We start from the raw sequence: 18,813 nt of genomic DNA on the forward strand, positions 1-18,813 counted from the left end.
AGACGTCGCGATCCTCCGGGCGCGCTGCGATCCCCTGTACACGTCAGGCGTCCCGTCGCACGGGAAAGTCCTCCACCAGGTAGAACCGGCCCTCCACGTAGTCCACCACGGCCGTGCCCAGGTCGGGCATGCCCAGCACGTCCTCGCGGACGGGCTGGCGGCCCCGCTGCGCGGCCCAAAACGCCGCCAGCACCGCCGGGTGGCTGACCACCAGGGTGGACCGGCCGTGGAACCGGTCGCCGATGCCCATAAACGCGTAGGTCAACCGCTGCGCGCCGTCGACGAGCGACTCACCGCCGCCGGCGGCGCCGGCGAACAGGTCGTCAATCCACGCAGCGTAGGCCGCCGCGTCCGTGATGGGCATGGCGGCCCGCAGCTCGTCGAGGTCGTCGCGCCACGCCACCGGCACGCCGCGGATGGCCGCGAGGACCTCGGCCGTCTCCCGGGCCGCGCGTTGCGCGCTGGCGACGATCTGGGCGAACGCCGGCAGCCTGGCGGCCGCTTCCTCGACGGCGGCCAGCCCGCTCGCGGACAGGAGCGGGTCCTCCCCGCCCGCCTGGGCCCAGTCGACCGGGCCCCGGCAGAGGAGGACCAGGCGCGTGCGGACGGGACGCAGGCCGAGCGCGGCCACGGAGATCACCCGCTGGCGGCGCGGCCGGCGACTCCGTCGGGAGGCGAGGTGTCGTGCAGCCGGTGCATACGGACGCTGGCGTGGCGGAGCCGTCAGCGCAGAGCGCGCCTGTAGTGTAGCATGTAGGGCGTAAACCCCAGGCGTTCCCAGAACCCGATCGCCTCGGTGTTGCGCACGGCCACCGTGAGCTCCACGGTGGCGACGCCGGCCTGCGCCATCCAGTCGAGCAGCGCTTCGACCAGGCGCCGGCCGACGCCGCGGCGCCGGTACGCCGGGCGTGTGACCACGTCGTGGATGTAGCCGCGGCGCCGCTCCGCGAAGAATCCCGGCAGCAGCGTCAGGCGCCCCACCGCGTACCCGACCACGCGCGCGTCGCGGACGGCGACGACCGCCAGCGCGTCGTCGCGCCCCAGCAGCGACCGGAGGAAGTAGCGATACTCGTCCTGCCAGGTGGCCGACGGCGCGAAGGCCGGGTCGAGGCCGGCATGGTGGTGCGCCAGCTCGCCCCACAGCGCCACGATCTCGGGCACGTCGCGGGCGGTCGCCGGGCGGATCTCGCAGTCGAGTGGCATCACGTCGGGGCGCGCGCGGGTGGTGGCCATGGCCGGTCCGGATGAAGCCTTCGGCCGCGGGAAGCCGACTCCTGCGTGGCCCGGACGGCTTCTTGGTCGCCGCCGCCCTTGGCGCTGGCCGGGAAGCCGACTCCTGCGTGGCCCCGACCCCGAGCCGGAAACGGCCGGTCGCCGCGCGCCCCCGAGGCCCGTAGCCCCTGGAGGCCGACGGTCCGCGCGCCGGGTGGTGGCTCCTACGGCTGCGGCGAGAAGCCCTGTACCGGGCGCTCACCGCAGGAGCCCGGTACTCCGTCCCCAGGCTGCACCCCCGGACGGCCTCTCCTCCCCGTCGGCTGACTGTGAACAAACAAGGCACTCCGCAGGAGCAGGCCGCCGGCTGCCCCTCTGTCGAACAATCATTTCGTGGACGCTGATCGCACGGTTTCTGTGGTACTGCCACCCAACGCCTCCGTCACCCTCCAGCGGGCACTGCAGATCGCCAGGGAAGCAGCCGATCTGGTGATGCGCATCCTGCCCGAACCGGCCGCGGCCAAACAGGTGCGGCTGAAGGGCCCCGCCGACCTGGTGACGCGGGCCGACCGCGAGGCCGAATCGCTCATTGCGCGCAGGCTGCGCGAGGCGTTTCCCGACCATCGGGTGCTGGGCGAGGAAGCCGCAGGCCGCGACGACGCGGGGCAGGCGCGCACGGACGCAGCGGCGTCGCCCCGCTGGCTGATCGACCCCATCGACGGCACGACCAACTTCGCGCACGGCGTGCCCTGGTTTGCGATCTCGCTGGGCCTGGAGGTTGCCGGTCAGGTGCAGTGCGGCGTGGTCGCCGTGCCGCCGCTGCACGAGTTCTACGTGGCCGAGCGCGGGCGTGGTGCCTACTTGCTCCAGCGGAATCGCGCGCCGCTCCGCCTGGCCGTCTCAGAGATCGCCGACCTGACGCAGGCGCTGGTGGCGACCGGGCTGCCGGGCGAACCGGCCCGGAGCCAGTGCCTGACCGCCATCCCCGAGGTCATGCGGCACGCCCAGGAGGTGCGCATCATGGGCGCAGCGGCCATTCACCTGGCGCTGGTGGCGGCGGGGCGCCTCGAGGCGTTCTGGGAACCCGGCCTGCACCCGTGGGACGTGGCCGCAGGTGTGCTGCTGGTGGAGGAAGCGGGGGGCCGCGTGACCGACCTGCAGGGGCGCGCCCTGCGCGGTCCGGACGGCGACGTCCTGGCCAGCAACGGCCGAGTCCACGACGCCCTGCTGGCGGTGCTCGGTGGGCGGCCCCGCGAGGAGCCTGGCCAGGGCTGACCGGTCGCGCGATGTCGCACGACCGTGGAGGCCCCGGCAGCTGGCTGCGCGGGAAGCCCGCTGGGTCGCGGTAGGTTGGGAGGGCGAGGATGTGCATCCACCTCGCCGTGGACGCTCCGTACGCTCGCCCATGGACGTTTGAGGAGGAACACGGTGTTCGACAGGACGCGACTGCACGGCATCATCGTCCCCGTGGTGACGCCCTTCGAGGAGGACGGCTGCACCGTCAGCGAGCGCGGGGTGCACCAGCTGGTGGACTTCCTCGTGGCCCAGGGAATCCATGGGATCTTCGTGGCCGGTACCACCGGGGAGGCAGCTGCCCTCGACGACCTCCAGTGGCGTCGCCTGGTGGGGGCTGCCAGCCAGGCCCTGCGGGAACGGCTCCCGCTGCTGGCAGGCGTCATCGCGCCGACCACGGCCCTGGCCGTGGCGCGGGCCCGGCTGGCGGCCGATCTCGGCGCCGACGTCGTGGTGGCGACCACGCCCTATTACTACCTGCCAAGCGAGCGTGAGCTCGTGGCCCACTTCAGGGCGATCGTGGACGCCACTCCGCTCCCGGTCCTGCTGTACAACATCCCCCAGAACACCAAGGTGCCCATCACGCTCGCGGCCTGCCAGGAGCTGGCAGCCCACCCGCAGGTGGTCGGGCTGAAGGACTCGGCGGGAGACGTCACGGCGTTCCGCAACGCCGTGCTGGCGCTGCGCGCTGGCGGCCGCGACTTCCGCATGCTCCTGGGCACCGACCACCTGACGGACGTGGCGGTGCTGATCGGGGCGCAGGGTACGGTGCCGTCGCTGGGCAACGTGGCCGGGCGAGACCTGGTGGCAGCCTACGAGGCGGCGGTGGCCGGCGACTGGGCGCGCAGCAGACGGCATCAGGAGCGTGCAGCCGCCCTGGCCCGTCTCTACGACGTGCGGAACGAGGTTCCCCAGACCGGGATCATCGTGGGGCTGAAGTGCGCACTAACGCTGCTCGGGGTCGCTGCGGGCCCGCCGGCCCCGCCCGTGCGCCCGCCCAGCGACGACGAGACCCGCGCGGTGGAAAGCATCTTGCGCGAGGCCGGACTGCTGCGGTGACTCGAACACCGTGGCCGCCGTGTCCTCACGGTGCCGGCGGCGCAGCGCACTCGCTCAGGGGGCGTTGGAACGCAACGTCGCGCTTGAACTGCTCGACCAGCGCGGCCACCGCTCGCCCAGGGGCGTTGGGACGCAACTGCACGGCTTGCAACCCCGGCGGACGATGCCGTGGCTGTTAGCCTCTGCCGCCCGAGGACCGGTAGACGTTATCGGCGTTCGCTTGCGGTCGCGGGGCGAGGCGACCCCTGCTCCGCGGGAGGGTGTACGCTGCCGGCCGCTCGCCTGGCGGTCGCGTCGCGCTGCCCCGTAGCCAGTCTGGCCCACTCGACGATGCTCAGCAGGCCGAGGACAGTGTACGGGATGGCGTAGCCGGCGGTCACGACCGGGCTCCACTCGCCCGCAGGCGTGACGAAGACCGACCGATCGGCGAGCAGCACCGCGGCCACGGAGACCGCGGCCGCCATCGGCACCGCCAGCAGCGCGAGCGCCCACCACCGCCCCGGCATGCGCGGTCCGACGAGCAGCCACGACGGCGCGAACCGGTCGGGCTCGAGGTCGGCGAGGTCGCGCCGCACCGCCAGCGCCCGCCGGAGGCGGTAGTAGAGCGTCAGCGCGAGCGCCCCTGCCAGCAGCGGGTAGAGGCGGACCCCGTCGTCGAGGCCCAGCGGCATCCATGCGCTGCCGGCGCGGAGGGCGGCGAGGCGGTGCGCGGCCTGGCGGTGGCGTTCGCGGAGGTCCCCCGCGCGATCACGGTAAGCCCGCGTCTGGTTTTGCAACGTCGCGCTCATCGCGGCGAGCTGGCGTAGCGCGCGCGCGAGCGCGTCGTCGATGCGTCGTGCCGCGTCTCCCGCCTCAGGCGACACCCCCGCGTACAGTGCGGGCTCCTGCTCCCACTGCCGCCAGAAGTCGGGGTACCGGGCGAACGCCTGCAGCATCGCCTCGTGGAGCGCCACCGTGGCGGGACCGATGGCCGCCTGGGTCTCCGTCACGAGCGCGCGCAGCGCCGCAGGCAGGTCGGGGCGCGCGAGCAGCGGCGCCGCTGCGGTCTCGACCGCCAGACCGATCTGCTCGACGTGGCGCCCGATCGCCTTGCGCACCGCTTCCTCGACGGGCACCGTTTCGCCGCCCGCGGCAGGACCTGCGGGCCCGGCGGTGACGCGGACTGCGGCCTTGTAGGGATCGTCGGGCTCCAGCGCGCGCCCCTGCTCGACCAGGTGCGCGATCTCGCGCCGCAGCCGGTCAGGCCCCATGGTCGCCACGCGACGTGCTGCCGCGAGCGCCTCGGCGGCCTCGCGGGTGGCCTCGTGGTCGCGTTCCAGCCGGAGCGCCTCGCGCTCTGCCGCAGCCGCGGCGGCTTCGAGCCCGCGTGTCGCCGCCCGCAGGTGCAGCCAGGGGCGGACGGCGAGGGTGTAGCCGCCGACGACGACCAGCAGGACGACAGCGCCCAATGCGTGCACCGCACGCATCTCCGCACTGTGGGCCGCGGCCACGCGGTCGACCGCAGCCTGCTGCTGGGCCGACACCCGGGTGGCCGGGGACATCACGACACCCCGTCGAGCCTGGACCGTGTGGCGAACCGGACCTCTGGCAGCGGTCGGGTGGGCGAGGACATAAGGGCCTCCCGTCGGGCAGGGTTTGGACGCTCTCCCTCGGGGTGAAGTTGGCCGTTGGGCCGCCCGACGCCTGCCGGGTGGGGCATGCCCGAACACTCCATGGGCCTCCCTGGCGGTGAGCACTTGCGCTCCTGATGCGGCGGGCTTGCGTCGTGCGTGGTCGATCGGGTAGGATCAGACCGACGCGTCGGTCTGGTGCCCGCGGGTGGCCTGCCGGGACGAATTTGACCGGTGGGATGCGGGCAACTGCCCCGCAGGGTTGGAACTTGCGGATGCGATCCGAGTCGTCGGCGCGTCCGACCAGGTGGACACCGGCGGACTGGCGAGCTGCCCCGCAGGGTTCGAACCGCCAAGGGGCCCGGCACAGGAGCGGAAGGGGTCATGCGATGGTCACGCGTGCGGCGCGCCGGCCGGCCGGCGATGTCGGTACCCGGGAGCGGCTGATCCAGGCGGCCCTGGACGTGTTCGCCAGCCGGGGCTACCACGGCACCACCGTGGACGACATCGTGGCCGCGTCCCGCACGTCGAAAGGCGCCTTTTACCACTACTTTCCGAGCAAGCAGGGCATCTTCCTTGAGCTGCTGGACCAGCTGGCGGGCATGATGGAAGCCGGGGTCGAGGCGGCCATCGCCGCAGAGCACGGCGCGCTCCCCAAGGTCGAGGCGGCGTTGCGCGTGGTGCTCGAGGTAGCCTCCGCGCATCGGGAGCTCGCGCGCATCCTGCTCATCGAGGCGGCCGCGCTGGGACCGGAGTTCGAGCAGAGTCGGCTCGGGATCCACCGCCGGTTCGCGGGCCTCATCCAGCGCCACCTCGAGCGCGCCGTGGTCGAGGGAGCCATTCCCCCGCAGGATACCCGTGTGACGGCCATGGCCTGGATCGGCGCGATCAACGAAGTGCTCACCCAGGAGCTGGCAGCGGGGCGCGACCTGCTGGCGGCGTTGCCCGCGCTGCGGACAGTGCTGCTGCGCAGCATCGGGGCCCCGGTCGTGGAGCGCGGCGGCGCCGAGGGGGCGAGCGGCGACACCGGTGGGGCGGGCGGGGGCGTCAACCGGGCGAGCGGCGGCGCCGAGGGGAGGATCGGCGACGTCGACCGGGCGAGCGGCGGCGCCGATGGGGCCAGCGGTGACGTCACCGACGACGACACGCTGGAGCATCGCAGCGTCCCTGAGGGCAGCGGTCCTGGCGCGGCACAGGGCCGCGACGTCGCGCGCGGGCGCGGAGTCTCCTGAGGAATGCAACGCGCGCATCTCGCCACGCCCTCCGTGCTGCTGCTGGCGCGCCTGGAGGACGCGCTCGCGCGGGCCCGCAGCGCTGCCCGACGCTCCGGCCGACCGGTGCTGGCATGGGCCTCGGCGCCCGCGCCCGCCGCGGACCCGGTGACGCTCTTCGCGCGCGCCGAGGGCCTGGTGACCACACGGCTGCTGTGGGCGCGTCCGGCAGACGACCTGTCGATCGTTGGGCTGGGCGTCGCCTGGGAGGTCGTGGCAGGTGGCGACCGACGGTTCGCCACGGCGGGCGAGGCCTGGCGGCGCTGTCTCGCCCAGTCGTGCGGTGCCGGTGACGTGCACGGTCCGGTGGCTCTGGGTGGATTTGCCTTCGCGCCCCAGGTGGTACAGCAGCCCGCATGGGCGGCGTTCCCACCCGGTCTGCTCGTGGTTCCCGCGCTCACGGTGCGAACGCAGGGTGCCCATATGGAAGCGATCCTCAGCGTGCTCGTGCCACCGGAGGGGGAAGAGGCGCCGCGACGCGCGGTCGAGCAGCTTGCCGCGCTCCTTGCGCCGGACGATCCGACCCAGCCGGTAGCGCCGCCCGGGGCCGGCCCCGGCCGGCGTACTGGCCTCGTGGGATCTCACCACACGGGCGACGCGCCGGCTGCAGGAACGCCCGGGGACGTGGGCAGCCCGCGCCGGCTGAGGCAGCGGACCGCATCGCTTGCAGAAGAGCACCCGCCTGCTGCGATCTGGAAGGCGCTCGTCGCCGATGCCGCGGCAGCGGTGCAGCGTGGCGAGCTGCGCAAGGTGGTGCTGGCGCGGGCGGTGACCGTAGACGGCATCGGCGTGGACGCCACCTCGGCCCTGCGCCGTCTGCAGGTGGGCTATCCGGACTGCACGCTGTTCGCCGTGGCGCGGGGAGACACGTGCTTTCTCGGGGCGACGCCCGAGCGGTTGCTGCGCGTGCGCGATGGCATGGTGGCAACGGGCGCGCTGGCCGGATCGGCGCCCCGCGGGACAACGCCCGATGACGACCAGCGCCGTGGCGAGGCGCTGCTGGCCAGCCCGAAGGACCGGATCGAGCACGCGGTGGTCGTCGACGCGATCCGCGAGGCGATGGTCGCTGCGTGCGCCGAAGTGGCCGTAGCCGCTGCGCCGCGGCTGTTGCGCGTCTCGAACGTGCAGCACCTCTACACCCCTGTGCAGGGTCGCCTGCGCGACCGGTACGGGCTACTCGACCTGGCAGGCCGCCTGCACCCCACGCCGGCAGTGGGCGGGGTCCCACGAGACGCAGCGCTGGCCTGGATCACCGCGCGCGAGGGCTTCGAGCGGGGCTGGTACGCCGGCCCCGTCGGGTGGGTGGACGCTACGGGCGACGGGGAGCTCGCCGTCGCCATCCGCTCGGCGCTGCTGTGCGGTAGCCGCGCCACCCTGTTCGCCGGCTGCGGGATCGTGGCCGATTCGGACCCCGACGCCGAGTACGCCGAGTCGTGCCTGAAGCTGCGGCCGCTGGCCGAGGCGCTGGAGGCGCCTGCGGCGCTGTCGGGCTGTCGATGATCCCCGAGAACGCCACCTACGCGTTCGTGGGCGCGGTGGTCGACGAGCTCGTGCGGGCCGGGGTGACGCACCTGTGCCTGTGCCCGGGCTCGCGCTCGACGCCGCTGGCCATCGCGGCCGCGCGGCAGCCGGGGCTGAAGGTCTGGACGCACATCGACGAACGCGCGGCCGCGTTCTTCGCGCTGGGACTGGCCCGGACGGCACGGGCGCCGGTCGCCGTGGTCTCGACGTCGGGCACCGCCGCGGCCAACTTCTTCCCGGCGGTGGTGGAGGCGCGCTTCGGCCGCGTGCCGCTCGTGGTGCTCACCGCCGACCGACCGCACGAGCTGCGGGATGCGGGCGCGAACCAGACGATCGACCAGCTGCGGCTGTTCGGCGTGCACGTCAAATGGTTCGCCGAAGTGGCCCCGCCCCTGGCCACCGCGCCGATGCTGCGCTACGCGCGTCAGCTCGCGGCGCAGGCTGTGGCGGTGGCGCTTGGGGCGCCGGCGGGGCCCGTGCACATGAACTTCCCGTTCCGGGAACCGCTGGTGCCCCAGCCGGCCCCCCACGAGTTGCCGCCAGACGACGACCGTGCAGGCGTGGCGTGGGTGGGGCGGGAGGGCGGCCGGCCCTACACGGCGGTCGTGCGCGGGGTGCACGCCGTCGAGCCCGAGGCCGTACGCGCGCTCGTCGAGGCGCTGGAGGCGGCGCGAAGGGCCCTGATCGTCTGCGGGCCGCAGGACGACCCGGCCTTCCCGGCCGCGGTGGCCAGGCTGGCAGCGGCTCTGCAGGCGCCGGTGCTGGCCGATCCCCTGTCGCAGGTGCGCTGCGGCCCCCACGACCGCCGCCTGGTGGTCGACGCCTACGACCTCGTGCTGCGCGCGGAGGCCGCCACGGCGGCGCTCGAGCCCGACGTCGTGGTGCGCTTCGGCGGGCTGCCGGCGTCGCGGCCATTACAACAGTACCTGCAGCGGCATGCCCGCGCGCGACAGATCGTGGTGGACGACGGCGGCTGGAGCGACCCGCTGCGGGTTGCTAGCGACCTGGTGACCGCCGACCCGCGCCGGGTGTGCGATGCGCTGGTCGCGGCGCTGGACGGCCGTCGCCCGGTTCCCGCCCGCGATGCGTGGACCACGCGGTGGCTCGCGCTCGGCCGCGCGGCGCGCGAGGCGACGGCGCAGCGTCTACGCGAGGTCGCAGAGCCCTTCGACGGCCGGGTCTTCGCCGAGCTGGCCGACCTGCTGCCCGATGGCGCGCTGCTGGTGGTTGGCAACAGCATGCCGGTGCGCGACGCCGACACGTTCCTCCCGTCGGTGGGCACGCGCCTGCGCGTGCTGGGCAACCGCGGCGCGAGCGGCATCGACGGGCTGGTCTCGACCGCCCTGGGCGCGGCCGCGGCCGCAGCGGGGCCCGTGGTGGCGGTGCTGGGCGACCTGGCGTTCTACCACGACATGAACGGCCTGCTGGCGGCGCGGCTGCACAGGCTCGCGGCCACGATCGTGCTGCTGAACAACGACGGCGGCGGGATCTTCAACTTCATGCCGCAGGCGGCGTACCCGGCCTACTTCGAGCCCCTCTTCGGCACGCCCCACGGGCTGGCGTTCCGCCATGCGGCCGCGCTGTACGACGCGGCGTACGCCGCCTTCGAGAGGTGGGACGCGTTCCGGGCCCAGGTGCGCGCCGGGCTGGCAGGGTCGGGGCTGTGGATCGTCGAGGTGCGCACCGACCGGGCGCGCAACGTGCGCCTGCACGAGGAGATTTGGGCCGCGGCAGCCGAGGCGCTCGGCGCCGGCCTGTCGACGAGGTGATGGGAGGATGCCCGTAGCGTGGCAGAAGGTGCGCGAGTACACCGACATCCTGTACGAGCAGGCCGAAGGGATGGCGAAGATCACCATCAACCGGCCAGAGGTCCGCAACGCCTTCCGCCCCCAGACGATCGTGGAGCTCATCGACGCCTTCTCGCGCGCGCGCGAGGACCCCGCGGTGGGCGTGATCCTGTTCACCGGCGCAGGCACCGAGGCGTTCTGCTCGGGTGGTGACCAGCGGGTGCGCGGCGATGCGGGCTACCTCGACGAACGCGGGATCCCCCGCCTCAACGTGCTCGACCTCCAGCGGCTGATCCGCGTGCTCCCCAAGCCCGTGATCGCCCTGGTGGCAGGGTACGCCATCGGCGGCGGCAACGTGCTCGCCACGGTCTGCGACCTGACCATCGCCGCCGACAACGCCATCTTCGGCCAGACCGGACCACGGGTGGGTTCCTTCGACGCCGGGTACGGGTCCACGTACCTGGCCCGCATCGTCGGCCACAAGAAGGCCCGCGAGATCTGGTACCTGTGCCGGCAGTACACCGCCCAGCAGGCCCTCGAGATGGGCCTGGTGAACGCCGTGGTGCCCCTGGAGCGCCTCGAGGAGGAAGGCATCCAGTGGGCGCGCGAGATCCTCGAGAAGAGCCCGCTGGCCATCCGCCTCCTCAAGGCGGCGTTCAACGCCGATACCGACGGGCTGGCCGGGATCCAGCAGCTCGGCGGCGACGCCACGCTCCTCTACTACCTGACGGCCGAGGCGAAGGAGGGTCGCGACGCGTTCCTCCAGAAGCGCCGGCCCGACTTCTCGAAGTTCCCGCGCTACCCGTGATGCCTCGCTGGCGGGCCTGGGTGGTGGCGGCCCGCATCCCCACCCTGTCGGCGGCCGTGGCACCGGTGCTGGTGGGTAGCGGTGCGGCCGCGGCCGAGGGCGGGTTTGCGCCCCTGGCGGCGCTTGGCGCGCTGATCGTGGCGCTCGCGATCCAGATCGGCACGAACCTCCACAACGACGCCGCCGACTTCCTGCGGGGCGCCGATACCGCCACGCGCCAGGGACCCCCTCGCGTCACCCAGGCTGGCTGGCTGCCGGTGCGCGCCGTGCTCACCGGCGCCTATGCATGCTTTGGCGTGGCCGGGGCCGTCGGGCTGGTCTTCGTGTGGCAGTGGGGCTGGCCGGTGTTCGTGGCCGGGGCGCTGTCGATCCTCGCGGGGATGGCGTACACGGCCGGGCCCTGGCCGCTTGGCTACCACGGCCTGGGCGAGGTGTTCGTCTTCGTGTTCTTCGGGATCGTGGCCGTGACCGGCACGGCCTTCGTGCAGCTGGGGCGCCTCAGCGGGGTGGCGCTGGCCGCCTCGGTGCCCGTGGGCCTGCTGTGCGCGGCGATCCTCGTGGCCAACAACCTGCGCGACCTCGCCACCGATGCGGCGGCCGGCAAGCGCACGCTGGCCGTGCGCCTGGGCCCGGTGCGCACGCGCCTGCTCTACCAGGCGCTGTTGCTCGCGGCGGTCGTCGCGCCCCTGGCGCTGTGGCAGGCCGGCTGGGCCAGCCGGCGGTTCTGGCTGCCGTGGCTCGCGCTGCCCGAGTTCCTGGCCCTCGGACATGCGGCGTGGTGGCACCGCGACCCGCCGGCACTCGTGGCGGTGCTGAAGCGCACCGCCCGGCTCCACCTCGTCTACGGCGCGTTGCTCGGCGCCAGCCTGGTGTGAGGAGGACTTTGTCGTCGCGCAAGCCGGAGCCGGCACGAGCGCGCCGGGCGGTGCGTACCGGCCGGGTATGAGAGGAGCCAGGGACGCGGCATGCTGACGCCCGACTGGCTGGCCTACCGCGCGCGCGTCGCAGGCGGGCGGCTGGCCCTGGTGGCCGGCGACGAGCACCTCACGTTCGCCGACCTCGATCGGCGCGCCGCTGGCCTTGCCCGGCGGCTGGCTGGCCTGGGAGTCGCGGCGGGGGACCACGTCGCGGTGTTGCTCCGCAACGGCCCGGCCTACGCCGAGACCGCCTTTGCGCTCGCACGCCTGGGCGCGGTGATGGTGCCCCTCAACACGCGCCTCGCCACGCCCGAACTCGCCTGGCAACTGGCGGACAGCGGCGCACGGTGGCTGCTCAGCGAAGAGCGCCTGGCCGCCCAGGCCCGGCAGGCGGTTGGTGACGGCACGGTCACGCCTGGGGCTTCGCGCCTGCTGCTGGTCGAAGCCGTGGCACGGGAGCCAGAGGCCGATGCCCGGCTGCAAGAGCGCATCGACCTGTCGCAGGTGCAGGGGATCGTCTACACCTCGGCCACGACCAGTCGCCCCAAGGGCGCGCAACTCACGTTCGGCAACCACTGGTGGAACGCGGCGGGATCGGCGCTGCACCTGGGCGTGCGGCGCGACGACGCCTGGCTGGCGGTCCTGCCCTTCTACCACGTGGGCGGCCTGGCGCTGCTGTGGCGGTGCGTGCTGTACGGCATTCCGCTGGTCGTGCACGAGGGGTTCGACGCCGACGCTGCGAACCGGGCCATCGACGCCGGGGGGGTCACGATGGTCTCCGTGGTGGCCACCATGTTGCAGCGGATGCTCGACGCCCGGGCCCACCGGCCGTTTCCGCCCTCGCTGCGGTGCGTGCTGCTCGGCGGCGGCCCGGCCGCAGATGCCCTGCTCGAGCGCTGTGCGGCGCTGGGCGTGCCGGTGGCGCCCACCTACGGGCTCACCGAAGCCGCCTCGCAGGTGGCCACCCTGCCGCCCGACGAGTTCGCGCGCAAGCGCCGGGCCGCCGGCCGGCCGCTCTTCCCGGTGGAGGTGCGCATCGACGCGCCACCGGGCGCAGTCGGCGAGATCCTCGTGCGCGGTCCGACCGTCATGGTGGGGTACTGGAACCGGCCCGAGGAGACCGCGCACGCCCTGCGCGACGGCTGGCTCCACACCGGCGACCTCGGCTACCTCGACGCGGACGGCGACCTGGTCGTGGTGGACCGCCGTGACGACCTGATCGTCACCGGCGGCGAGAACGTCTATCCGTCGGAGGTGGAGGCGGTGCTGCGGGCCCATCCGGCCGTGGCCGATGCGGGCGTGTTCGGGGTGCCCGACCCCGAATGGGGCCAGGTCGTGGCGGCGGCAGTGGTCGCGCGCCCCGGCGCGCAGGTGGACGTGGCGGCGTTGCAGGCGTTCTGTGCCGCGCGGCTCGCCCGCTTCAAGGTGCCCCGTCGCATCTGGGTGGTGGACGATCTGCCGCGCTCGACCGGAGGGAAGCTGGTGCGGCGCGCGCTGCCAGCGCAGGTACTCGCGACCTCTGTGCCTGCGGTTGGGGCAGGCGTTGCAAGCAGCGTAGGCGGCCGTGGCCTCCGCGCGGGGCGCGCAGACACCGACGTTTGTCGGGCACAGGAGGTGGCAAGCGGCCGCGCCCACGGTGTGGCGTCGTCCGGGCGGACCGGTGCGCCCGATCTGGCGGCACCGCCTGCGACCCGCCGCGCCTGGGTGCGGGACGCCTTCCACGCGATCGCGGGCCGCTACGACCTCCTCAACCACCTGCTGAGCGGTGGGGCGCACCTGCTGTGGAAGCGCGCGGCGGTGCGGGCCGCAGGTCTGCAGCGGGGTGGCCGCGCGGTCGACGTGTGCTGCGGGACCGGAGATCTGCTGGTCGGGCTCGCCAGGGTCAGCGGCCCCGGCGGCCGGGTCGTGGGCGTGGACTTCGCGCCCGCAATGGTGGCCGCGGCCCGCGCGCGCCTGACGCGCCGGCGGGCCACGGGCGCGGCGGTCGTGCTGGCCGACGCCGAGGCCCTGCCGCTGCGCGACGGGGTGGTCGATGCCGCCACCATCGCCTTCGGCCTGCGCAACGTGGCCCGCCCCGCGCAGGCCCTGCGCGAGATGCACCGGGTGCTGCGCCCGGGCGGCCGGGTGGTGGTCCTGGAGTTCGGACAGCCCCAACCGGCCTGGTTTCGCGCGCTCTACGACCTCTTCTCCAGAACGGTCATCCCGCGGCTTGGCGGCTGGCTCTCGGGGCGGCCCGACGCCTACCGGTACCTCCACGACTCCATCCGGCAGTGGCCCGATCCGGAGCGGTTGAGCGACCTGCTCCGCGAGGCGGGGTTTGCCGACGTGCGCTTCCGACGACTGACCCGGGGGATCGCCGTCCTCCACGTTGCGACCAAGGCCTGACGCGCCCGGGTACGTGGTCTGCCAGGCGGCACGCGGCCACACGTCGTTCGGCCGGCGGGGCCCACTGCAGGCGGGGAGAGGGTTCGTGTCACCAGGCGCCGGGGCCGGCCGATGTGGAGCTGCGGAGCTTCGGTGGCCTTGCGACCGTCTGGCGCTCAGTGTCCCATCACCGCGGCCACCTTCAGCCGTCCGTGCTCGCGTGCCAGGCGCAGCGTGACGCGTCGCGGCACGATGAGCGTCGGTTTGTACCCCGTCCAGACGGTCATTTCGACCGATGCGCCGCGGCAGTAGGACGCGACGCGTTCGAACCGCGCCTGCTGGAGGTAGGGCGAGAAGATGGCGCGCGCCGGCTCCGCGGGATGCTCCAGCGTCCGGGCATGGGCCGAGGTGGCGACGTGCGCGAACTCCTGCCAGGGTTGTCGGGCCCAGCTGCGGGTCAGCTGCGCCACGTAGCCCATCACCGCGCGCTCGGCCTCGTACGACGAGGGGCGCGCGCAGACGAGACCGGGCACGACGTCCGTTCGAAAGCCTAGCACCACCAGGGCAACGCACGCGCTCAGCCCCGCAGGTACCAGCGCATGCCGCCAGGTGGTCCGGTCCGTGCGCATCATGTGTCCCGCCGCCTCTGTGCCCGCGTGCCCGTGGGGGCTCGACGTGCAGCGAGTGGTCGGACGGCAGGCATACCCGCCTCCGTCGCCGTGCCCGCCCGTGGGGTGTGCCCTCACGCTCGGCTACAGAACCCGCACCTCCCGTGGCAGCCGGCTGAGGCGTTCGGGACCGGATGGGGTCACCACGACGATCTCCTCCAGGCGTACGCCGAACTCGCCCTCCAGGTAGATCCCCGGCTCGACGCTGAAGACCATGCCAGCCTGCACGGGCATCTGGTTCGTGTGCGTCACGGACGGCGGCTCGTGGCCGGTGATGCCGATCCCGTGGCCGGTTCGGTGCGTGAAGTGCTTGCCATAGCCCGCGGCCTCGATCACGCCGCGGGCCGCCCGATCGACCTCGGCGAGGGGCACGCCGGGGCGAATGACGTCCAGCGCTGCGCGCACCGCCTGCTCCACCACGGCGTGGATCTCACGGTAGCGCGGCGGCGGCTCGCCCAGGTAGGCCATGCGGGTGATGTCGGAGGCGTACCCGCCCAGCCGACCGCCCAGATCCACCAGCACCGGCTCGCCGGCCTGCAGCGGTCGCTCGGTGACGGCGTGGTGCGGGAAGGCGGAGTGCGGCCCTCCGGCGACGGTGGCGAACAGGACCTCGGGCACGCCCTGGGCACCGAACGCGTGCCGCACCGCAGCGGCCACGGCGACTTCGGTAACGCCCGGGCGGCACGCAGCGAACGCGGCGTCCACGGCGACGTCGGCCGTCGCCGCCGAGCGCCGCATGGCCTCGATCTCGTCGGGGCTCTTGATCATGCGCACCGGCGCCATCACCTCGGCACCCGACACGATGGTGGCGCCCGGCCAGCGCGCCTGCAGCAGCAGCAGGAAGTCGGCCCGCATCACGTCGCTCACGCACAGCCGCTCCACGGGACCGAGCCGGTCGGCGGCCTGGCGCAGGGCGTTGTCCGGGCCCTCCGCGTCGGTGTAGACCAGCAGGGGGACGTCGACGTGCGCGCGCGCCTGCCCGGCGTTCAGTTCGGGCACGACGAAGAGCGCGTCGGACTGGGTGAGGAACAGGTAGCAGGGCCGCTCGTCGGGGTGCGGCGAGTAGCCCAACGCGTAGAACAGGTCGTCCGACGGGGGCAGGGCCAGCACGTCCACGCCCGCCTGCTGCATCTGCGCCCGCACGCGCGCGATCCGATCCGGGTGCTTCATCGAACGCTTGCCTCCTGCGCCGGCGATCGACGGTCCCTCCGGTGTTTCGCGCCGGCCCGCGGTCTCTTCCTGCGGCCCGTGGAGCGCGATCCGTGCCCGGACGGCGAGGCGCAGGTGCCCGGTGCCCGCGCACGGGGCTGCAGGTGAGCCTGCCGACCGCCGTCTCCCGGGCACCGTGCGGTGTGCCCTGGACCCGGCAGCCGGTGCGGGGCAGGCCGCCAAGTCCACTGCCGACCGCTGTCTCCCGGGCGCGGAGGGCGCGCCTGGCGCCCTCTGGCGAGACTCCGATCGTCCCGGTACGATGGGGCGGGAGTGGCGCGCTGGAGGAGACGTGGACACGGTCAGCCTCGTCCTGCGGCGGTCGATCCTGGCGGCATCGCACAGCCCGCGGCTCGCCCGGTGGATGCGCCGGTACGGGATGCGCCTGGGCGCCAGGCGGTTCGTGGCGGGCGAGACGCTGGAGGAGTGCGTGGCGGTGTTGCACCGGCTCCAGCAGCAGGGCTTCAAGACCAACACGACGCTGCTGGGCGAGGCGGTGCGGGACGAGGGCACGGTCCGCCAGGTGGCCACAGAGTACCTGCGCGTGCTCGACCGGATACGACAGGAGGGCCTGCGCACGAACCTCTCGGTGAAGCTCACCCAGCTGGGCCTGGCGATCGCCGAGGACCTGGCGTACGAGACGCTGGCGCGGCTGGTGGCACGGGCGGCCGAGCTCGGCAACTTCGTGCGCATCGACATGGAGGAGTCGAGGTGGGTCGAGCCGACCCTGGACATCTACCGGCGCCTGCGCGCTGCGGGCTTCGACAACGTGGGGGTGGTGCTGCAGGCCTACCTTTACCGCGCCGAGGCCGACCTGCGGGCGCTGCTGCCGTTGCGCCCGAATCTCAGGCTGGTCAAGGGCGCCTACCTGGAGCCGCCGCACGTGGCGTTCCCCCGCAAGGCCGACGTGGACCGCAACTACGTCCGGCTGATCGAGCTCGCCCTGCCGAGCGCAGGCTACACGGCCGTGGCGACCCACGACGAGCGCATGATCGAGCATGCGATCCGGTTCGCGCGCGCGCACGACATCGGCACCGACCGCTTCGAGTTCCAGATGCTCTACGGCGTGCGCCCCCAGCTGCAGCTCGACCTGGTGCGCCGCGGCTTCACGGTGCTGGTGGCGACACCGTACGGCACCGACTGGTACCCCTACCTGATGCGCCGCCTGGCCGAGCGCCCTGCCAACGTGCTCTTCCTGCTACGGAACCTGCTGCGGCGTTGACCGCACGACGCCGGGCAAGGCCTGCGGCGCGCGGCAGGACCCGCTGCGTCGTGCGGCGAATGCGCCGGGCCGATGCCCCGCCGGTCGTCCACGCAAGCCCTGGTCCTCCCGACGGCGTCCCCGGTCTCCGCCCGGGTGCCCCCGGCGTTTCCCACGGGCGAAACCCTCGCGCAGGCCCGCCGGCGCGCGGCACGCATCGCCGCCGAGCTGGCCAGGCGCTACCCGATCACCCGGGTCCCGCTCCGCCACCGGACGCCGCTGCAGCTGCTGGTGGCCACGATCCTCTCGGCGCAGTGCACCGACGCCCAGGTGAACAAGGTCACGCCCGCGCTGTTCGCACGCTACCGCACGGCCGAGGACTTCGCCGCCGCCGACCTGTCCGAACTCGAGTCGTACATTCGCTCGACCGGCTTCTACCGCCAGAAGGCCCGCGCCATCCGGGAGATGGCCCGGGCGCTCCTGGCCCGCTTCGGCGGTCGGGTGCCCGACACGATGGAGGAGCTGCTGCAGCTGCCCGGGGTGGGGCGCAAGACGGCCAACGTCGTCCTGGGGGCAGCGTTTGGCCAGCCGGGCATGGTCGTCGACACCCATGTGCGGCGTATCGCCAAGCGCTGGGGCCTCACGACGCACGACGACCCCGCAAAGATCGAGCGCGACCTGATGGCGTTGCTCGACCCCGCCCAGTGGTCGGACTTCTCGCTGCGCGTGATCTACTTCGGCAGGGAGATCTGCAGCGCCAGGGCCCCCCGATGTGCAGGGTGCCCGCTCAGGCGCCTGTGCCCCTCGGCGCCGTACGCGGGCCGGCCGCCCTGGATGCAGGCCGGCCCACTGCGGGGACGGCGCGCAGGGCGGGGCGAAGGAAGGGATACGCCCGGCAGATCGTCCGCATCGGGCAGGTCGGGCAGCGAGGTCTCCGGGCGACGCAGACCGTAGCGCCCAGGTCCATGAGTGCCTGGTTGAAGTCGTAGGCCGCCTGCCGGGGCAGCAGTGCGCCGGCCAGCCGCCACAGCCACCCGTCGGGCTGCGGCGCCGGCCCGTAGAACACCCGCTGGAGGACCCTGCGCACGTTGACGTCCACCAGCGGCACGCGACGCCCGTAGGCGAACGCGAGGACCGCGCTCGCCGTGTACGGCCCGATGCCGTCAAGCCCCCGCAGGGTGTCTTCGTCGGCGGGGATCTTCCCGTCGAACCTGGCCACGACCTCGCGGGCGATCGCGTGCAGTCGCACCGGGCGGACGTTGTAGCCCAGCGGGTACCAGGCCTCGCGCACCTCATCCACCGAGGCCGCGGCCAGCGCGCGGATCGACGGGTAGGCGCGAAGGAACTCCCGGTACTTGGGGACGACGCGCGACACCTGCGTCTGCTGGAGCATGATCTCCGACACCAGGATGCGGTAGGGGTCGCGCGTACGTCGCCAGGGCAGGTCACGCTTGTGCTGCCGGTACCAGCGCAGCAGGCGCCGGACGAACGTCCGGCGGCGGCGCAGCGACGGAAGGCGGCGCGGTCCTACGCCTGCGCCATCTCCTTCTGGCCGAAGCCTGCCCACAGACCGACGACGCCGAGCACCAGGTGGATCAGGTTGTAGAGGGTGCCCGTCGTGATCCCCAGCGCCGCCAGCGTGCCCGCGCTAACGAAGCCCAGCAGGCCCACCAGCGTGTAGATCACGCCGAAGACCTGCGCCCCGGTCTTCACCGACTTGTCGGTGAAGCCGAGGTAGGCCAGGATCACGCCGCTCACCAGGTGGACGAGGTTGTGCGTGGTGGTGAAGGTGAGGGTGAGGAAGCCACCGGGGATGAGGAACCCGAGGATGCCCAGGACGATCAGGATGACTCCAACCCACTGGCAATAGGTCTTTGCCATGGCCGGCCTCCC

The 18,813-nt window shown here is 73.5% G+C and carries 16 protein-coding genes and 1 pseudogene; 10 read left to right on the forward strand and 7 right to left on the reverse strand.

The features are described from left to right. Positions 1-43 precede the first annotated feature (43 nt). Positions 44-631, reverse strand: coding sequence for a histidine phosphatase family protein (locus QN157_07295; protein MDR7555397.1), 588 nt, complete (start codon positions 629-631; stop codon positions 44-46). 92 nt (positions 632-723) lie between these two features. Then, on the reverse strand, positions 724-1,233 hold the full coding sequence (locus QN157_07300) for a GNAT family N-acetyltransferase (GenBank protein MDR7555398.1): 510 nt from the start codon (positions 1,231-1,233) through the stop codon (positions 724-726). 396 nt (positions 1,234-1,629) lie between these two features. On the opposite strand from QN157_07300, the gene QN157_07305 reads away from it, so the two are divergent. Both QN157_07305 and QN157_07310 read left to right on the forward strand, forming a co-directional pair. Continuing rightward, positions 1,630-2,487, forward strand: a complete 858-nt coding sequence (locus tag QN157_07305) for an inositol monophosphatase family protein (GenBank protein MDR7555399.1) — start codon at positions 1,630-1,632, stop codon at positions 2,485-2,487. A 153-nt stretch (positions 2,488-2,640) separates the two neighbouring features. After that, the gene (locus QN157_07310) at positions 2,641-3,564 is read left to right on the forward strand and encodes a dihydrodipicolinate synthase family protein (protein MDR7555400.1); all 924 of its coding nucleotides are present in this window, start codon (positions 2,641-2,643) and stop codon (positions 3,562-3,564) included. A 206-nt stretch (positions 3,565-3,770) separates the two neighbouring features. Here QN157_07310 and QN157_07315 read toward each other — a convergent pair whose 3' ends face one another. Beyond that, a complete protein-coding gene (locus QN157_07315; protein ID MDR7555401.1) occupies positions 3,771-5,105 on the reverse strand; it encodes a hypothetical protein in 1,335 nt (444 codons plus the stop codon). Positions 5,106-5,563: 458 nt separating this feature from the next. Here QN157_07315 and QN157_07320 point away from each other — a divergent pair, with 458 nt between their 5' ends. The 6 genes from QN157_07320 (at position 5,564) to menE (ending at position 13,863) form a co-directional block, all read left to right on the forward strand. Further along, positions 5,564-6,406: a TetR/AcrR family transcriptional regulator gene (locus QN157_07320; protein ID MDR7555402.1), complete on the forward strand. Its 843-nt coding sequence runs from the start codon at positions 5,564-5,566 to the stop codon at positions 6,404-6,406. A gap of 3 nt (positions 6,407-6,409) precedes the next feature. Next, a complete protein-coding gene (locus QN157_07325) occupies positions 6,410-7,945 on the forward strand; it encodes an isochorismate synthase (GenBank protein MDR7555403.1) in 1,536 nt (511 codons plus the stop codon). Next, positions 7,942-9,735 (forward strand): 2-succinyl-5-enolpyruvyl-6-hydroxy-3-cyclohexene-1-carboxylic-acid synthase, encoded by a 1,794-nt coding sequence (menD, locus tag QN157_07330; GenBank protein MDR7555404.1) that lies wholly within the window; start codon positions 7,942-7,944, stop codon positions 9,733-9,735. Before QN157_07325 ends, menD begins: the two co-directional genes overlap by 4 nt. Positions 9,736-9,742: 7 nt before the next feature. Continuing rightward, entirely contained in the window at positions 9,743-10,561 is an 819-nt protein-coding gene (gene menB, locus QN157_07335; protein MDR7555405.1) for a 1,4-dihydroxy-2-naphthoyl-CoA synthase, read from the forward strand. Further along, a complete protein-coding gene (locus tag QN157_07340) occupies positions 10,561-11,436 on the forward strand; it encodes a 1,4-dihydroxy-2-naphthoate polyprenyltransferase (GenBank protein ID MDR7555406.1) in 876 nt (291 codons plus the stop codon). The genes menB and QN157_07340 overlap by 1 nt, the downstream gene beginning before the upstream one ends. Positions 11,437-11,526: 90 nt before the next feature. After that, entirely contained in the window at positions 11,527-13,863 is a 2,337-nt protein-coding gene (gene menE, locus QN157_07345; protein ID MDR7555407.1) for an o-succinylbenzoate--CoA ligase, read from the forward strand. Positions 13,864-14,018: 155 nt separating this feature from the next. On the opposite strand, the gene QN157_07350 is transcribed toward menE, so the two are convergent. Together QN157_07350 and QN157_07355 are read right to left on the reverse strand one after the other, a co-directional pair. Continuing rightward, positions 14,019-14,474 (reverse strand): hypothetical protein, encoded by a 456-nt coding sequence (locus tag QN157_07350; protein ID MDR7555408.1) that lies wholly within the window; start codon positions 14,472-14,474, stop codon positions 14,019-14,021. A 120-nt stretch (positions 14,475-14,594) separates the two neighbouring features. Further along, a complete protein-coding gene (locus tag QN157_07355) occupies positions 14,595-15,680 on the reverse strand; it encodes a Xaa-Pro peptidase family protein (GenBank protein MDR7555409.1) in 1,086 nt (361 codons plus the stop codon). Between the two features lie 331 nt (positions 15,681-16,011). On the opposite strand from QN157_07355, the gene QN157_07360 reads away from it, so the two are divergent. Continuing rightward, positions 16,012-16,941, forward strand: a complete 930-nt coding sequence (locus tag QN157_07360; protein MDR7555410.1) for a proline dehydrogenase family protein — start codon at positions 16,012-16,014, stop codon at positions 16,939-16,941. A 72-nt stretch (positions 16,942-17,013) separates the two neighbouring features. After that, positions 17,014-17,874: an endonuclease III gene (nth, locus tag QN157_07365; GenBank protein MDR7555411.1), complete on the forward strand. Its 861-nt coding sequence runs from the start codon at positions 17,014-17,016 to the stop codon at positions 17,872-17,874. Between the two features lie 109 nt (positions 17,875-17,983). Here the strand turns inward: nth and QN157_07370 are convergent. Together QN157_07370 and QN157_07375 are read right to left on the reverse strand one after the other, a co-directional pair. Continuing rightward, positions 17,984-18,313, reverse strand: a pseudogene (locus QN157_07370) (A/G-specific adenine glycosylase). A gap of 134 nt (positions 18,314-18,447) precedes the next feature. Continuing rightward, positions 18,448-18,801, reverse strand: a complete 354-nt coding sequence (locus tag QN157_07375; protein MDR7555412.1) for a hypothetical protein — start codon at positions 18,799-18,801, stop codon at positions 18,448-18,450. Positions 18,802-18,813: the final 12 nt, after the last annotated feature.

The organism is Armatimonadota bacterium (assembly GCA_031459855.1).
In the GTDB taxonomy this organism is placed as follows: Bacteria; Sysuimicrobiota; Sysuimicrobiia; order Sysuimicrobiales; family Humicultoraceae; genus Fervidifonticultor; species Fervidifonticultor primus.

Coding starts and splice junctions, on each gene's coding strand:
- QN157_07315 (MDR7555401.1), bottom strand. CDS start 5,105: ATGTCCCCGGCCACCCGGGTGTCGGCCCAGCAGCAGGCTGCGGTCGAC.
- QN157_07355 (MDR7555409.1), bottom strand. CDS start 15,680: ATGAAGCACCCGGATCGGATCGCGCGCGTGCGGGCGCAGATGCAGCAG.
- menD (MDR7555404.1), top strand. CDS start 7,942: ATGATCCCCGAGAACGCCACCTACGCGTTCGTGGGCGCGGTGGTCGAC.
- menB (MDR7555405.1), top strand. CDS start 9,743: ATGCCCGTAGCGTGGCAGAAGGTGCGCGAGTACACCGACATCCTGTAC.
- QN157_07350 (MDR7555408.1), bottom strand. CDS start 14,474: ATGATGCGCACGGACCGGACCACCTGGCGGCATGCGCTGGTACCTGCG.
- menE (MDR7555407.1), top strand. CDS start 11,527: ATGCTGACGCCCGACTGGCTGGCCTACCGCGCGCGCGTCGCAGGCGGG.
- QN157_07300 (MDR7555398.1), bottom strand. CDS start 1,233: ATGGCCACCACCCGCGCGCGCCCCGACGTGATGCCACTCGACTGCGAG.
- QN157_07320 (MDR7555402.1), top strand. CDS start 5,564: ATGGTCACGCGTGCGGCGCGCCGGCCGGCCGGCGATGTCGGTACCCGG.
- QN157_07325 (MDR7555403.1), top strand. CDS start 6,410: ATGCAACGCGCGCATCTCGCCACGCCCTCCGTGCTGCTGCTGGCGCGC.
- QN157_07375 (MDR7555412.1), bottom strand. CDS start 18,801: ATGGCAAAGACCTATTGCCAGTGGGTTGGAGTCATCCTGATCGTCCTG.
- nth (MDR7555411.1), top strand. CDS start 17,014: ATGCCCCGCCGGTCGTCCACGCAAGCCCTGGTCCTCCCGACGGCGTCC.
- QN157_07340 (MDR7555406.1), top strand. CDS start 10,561: ATGCCTCGCTGGCGGGCCTGGGTGGTGGCGGCCCGCATCCCCACCCTG.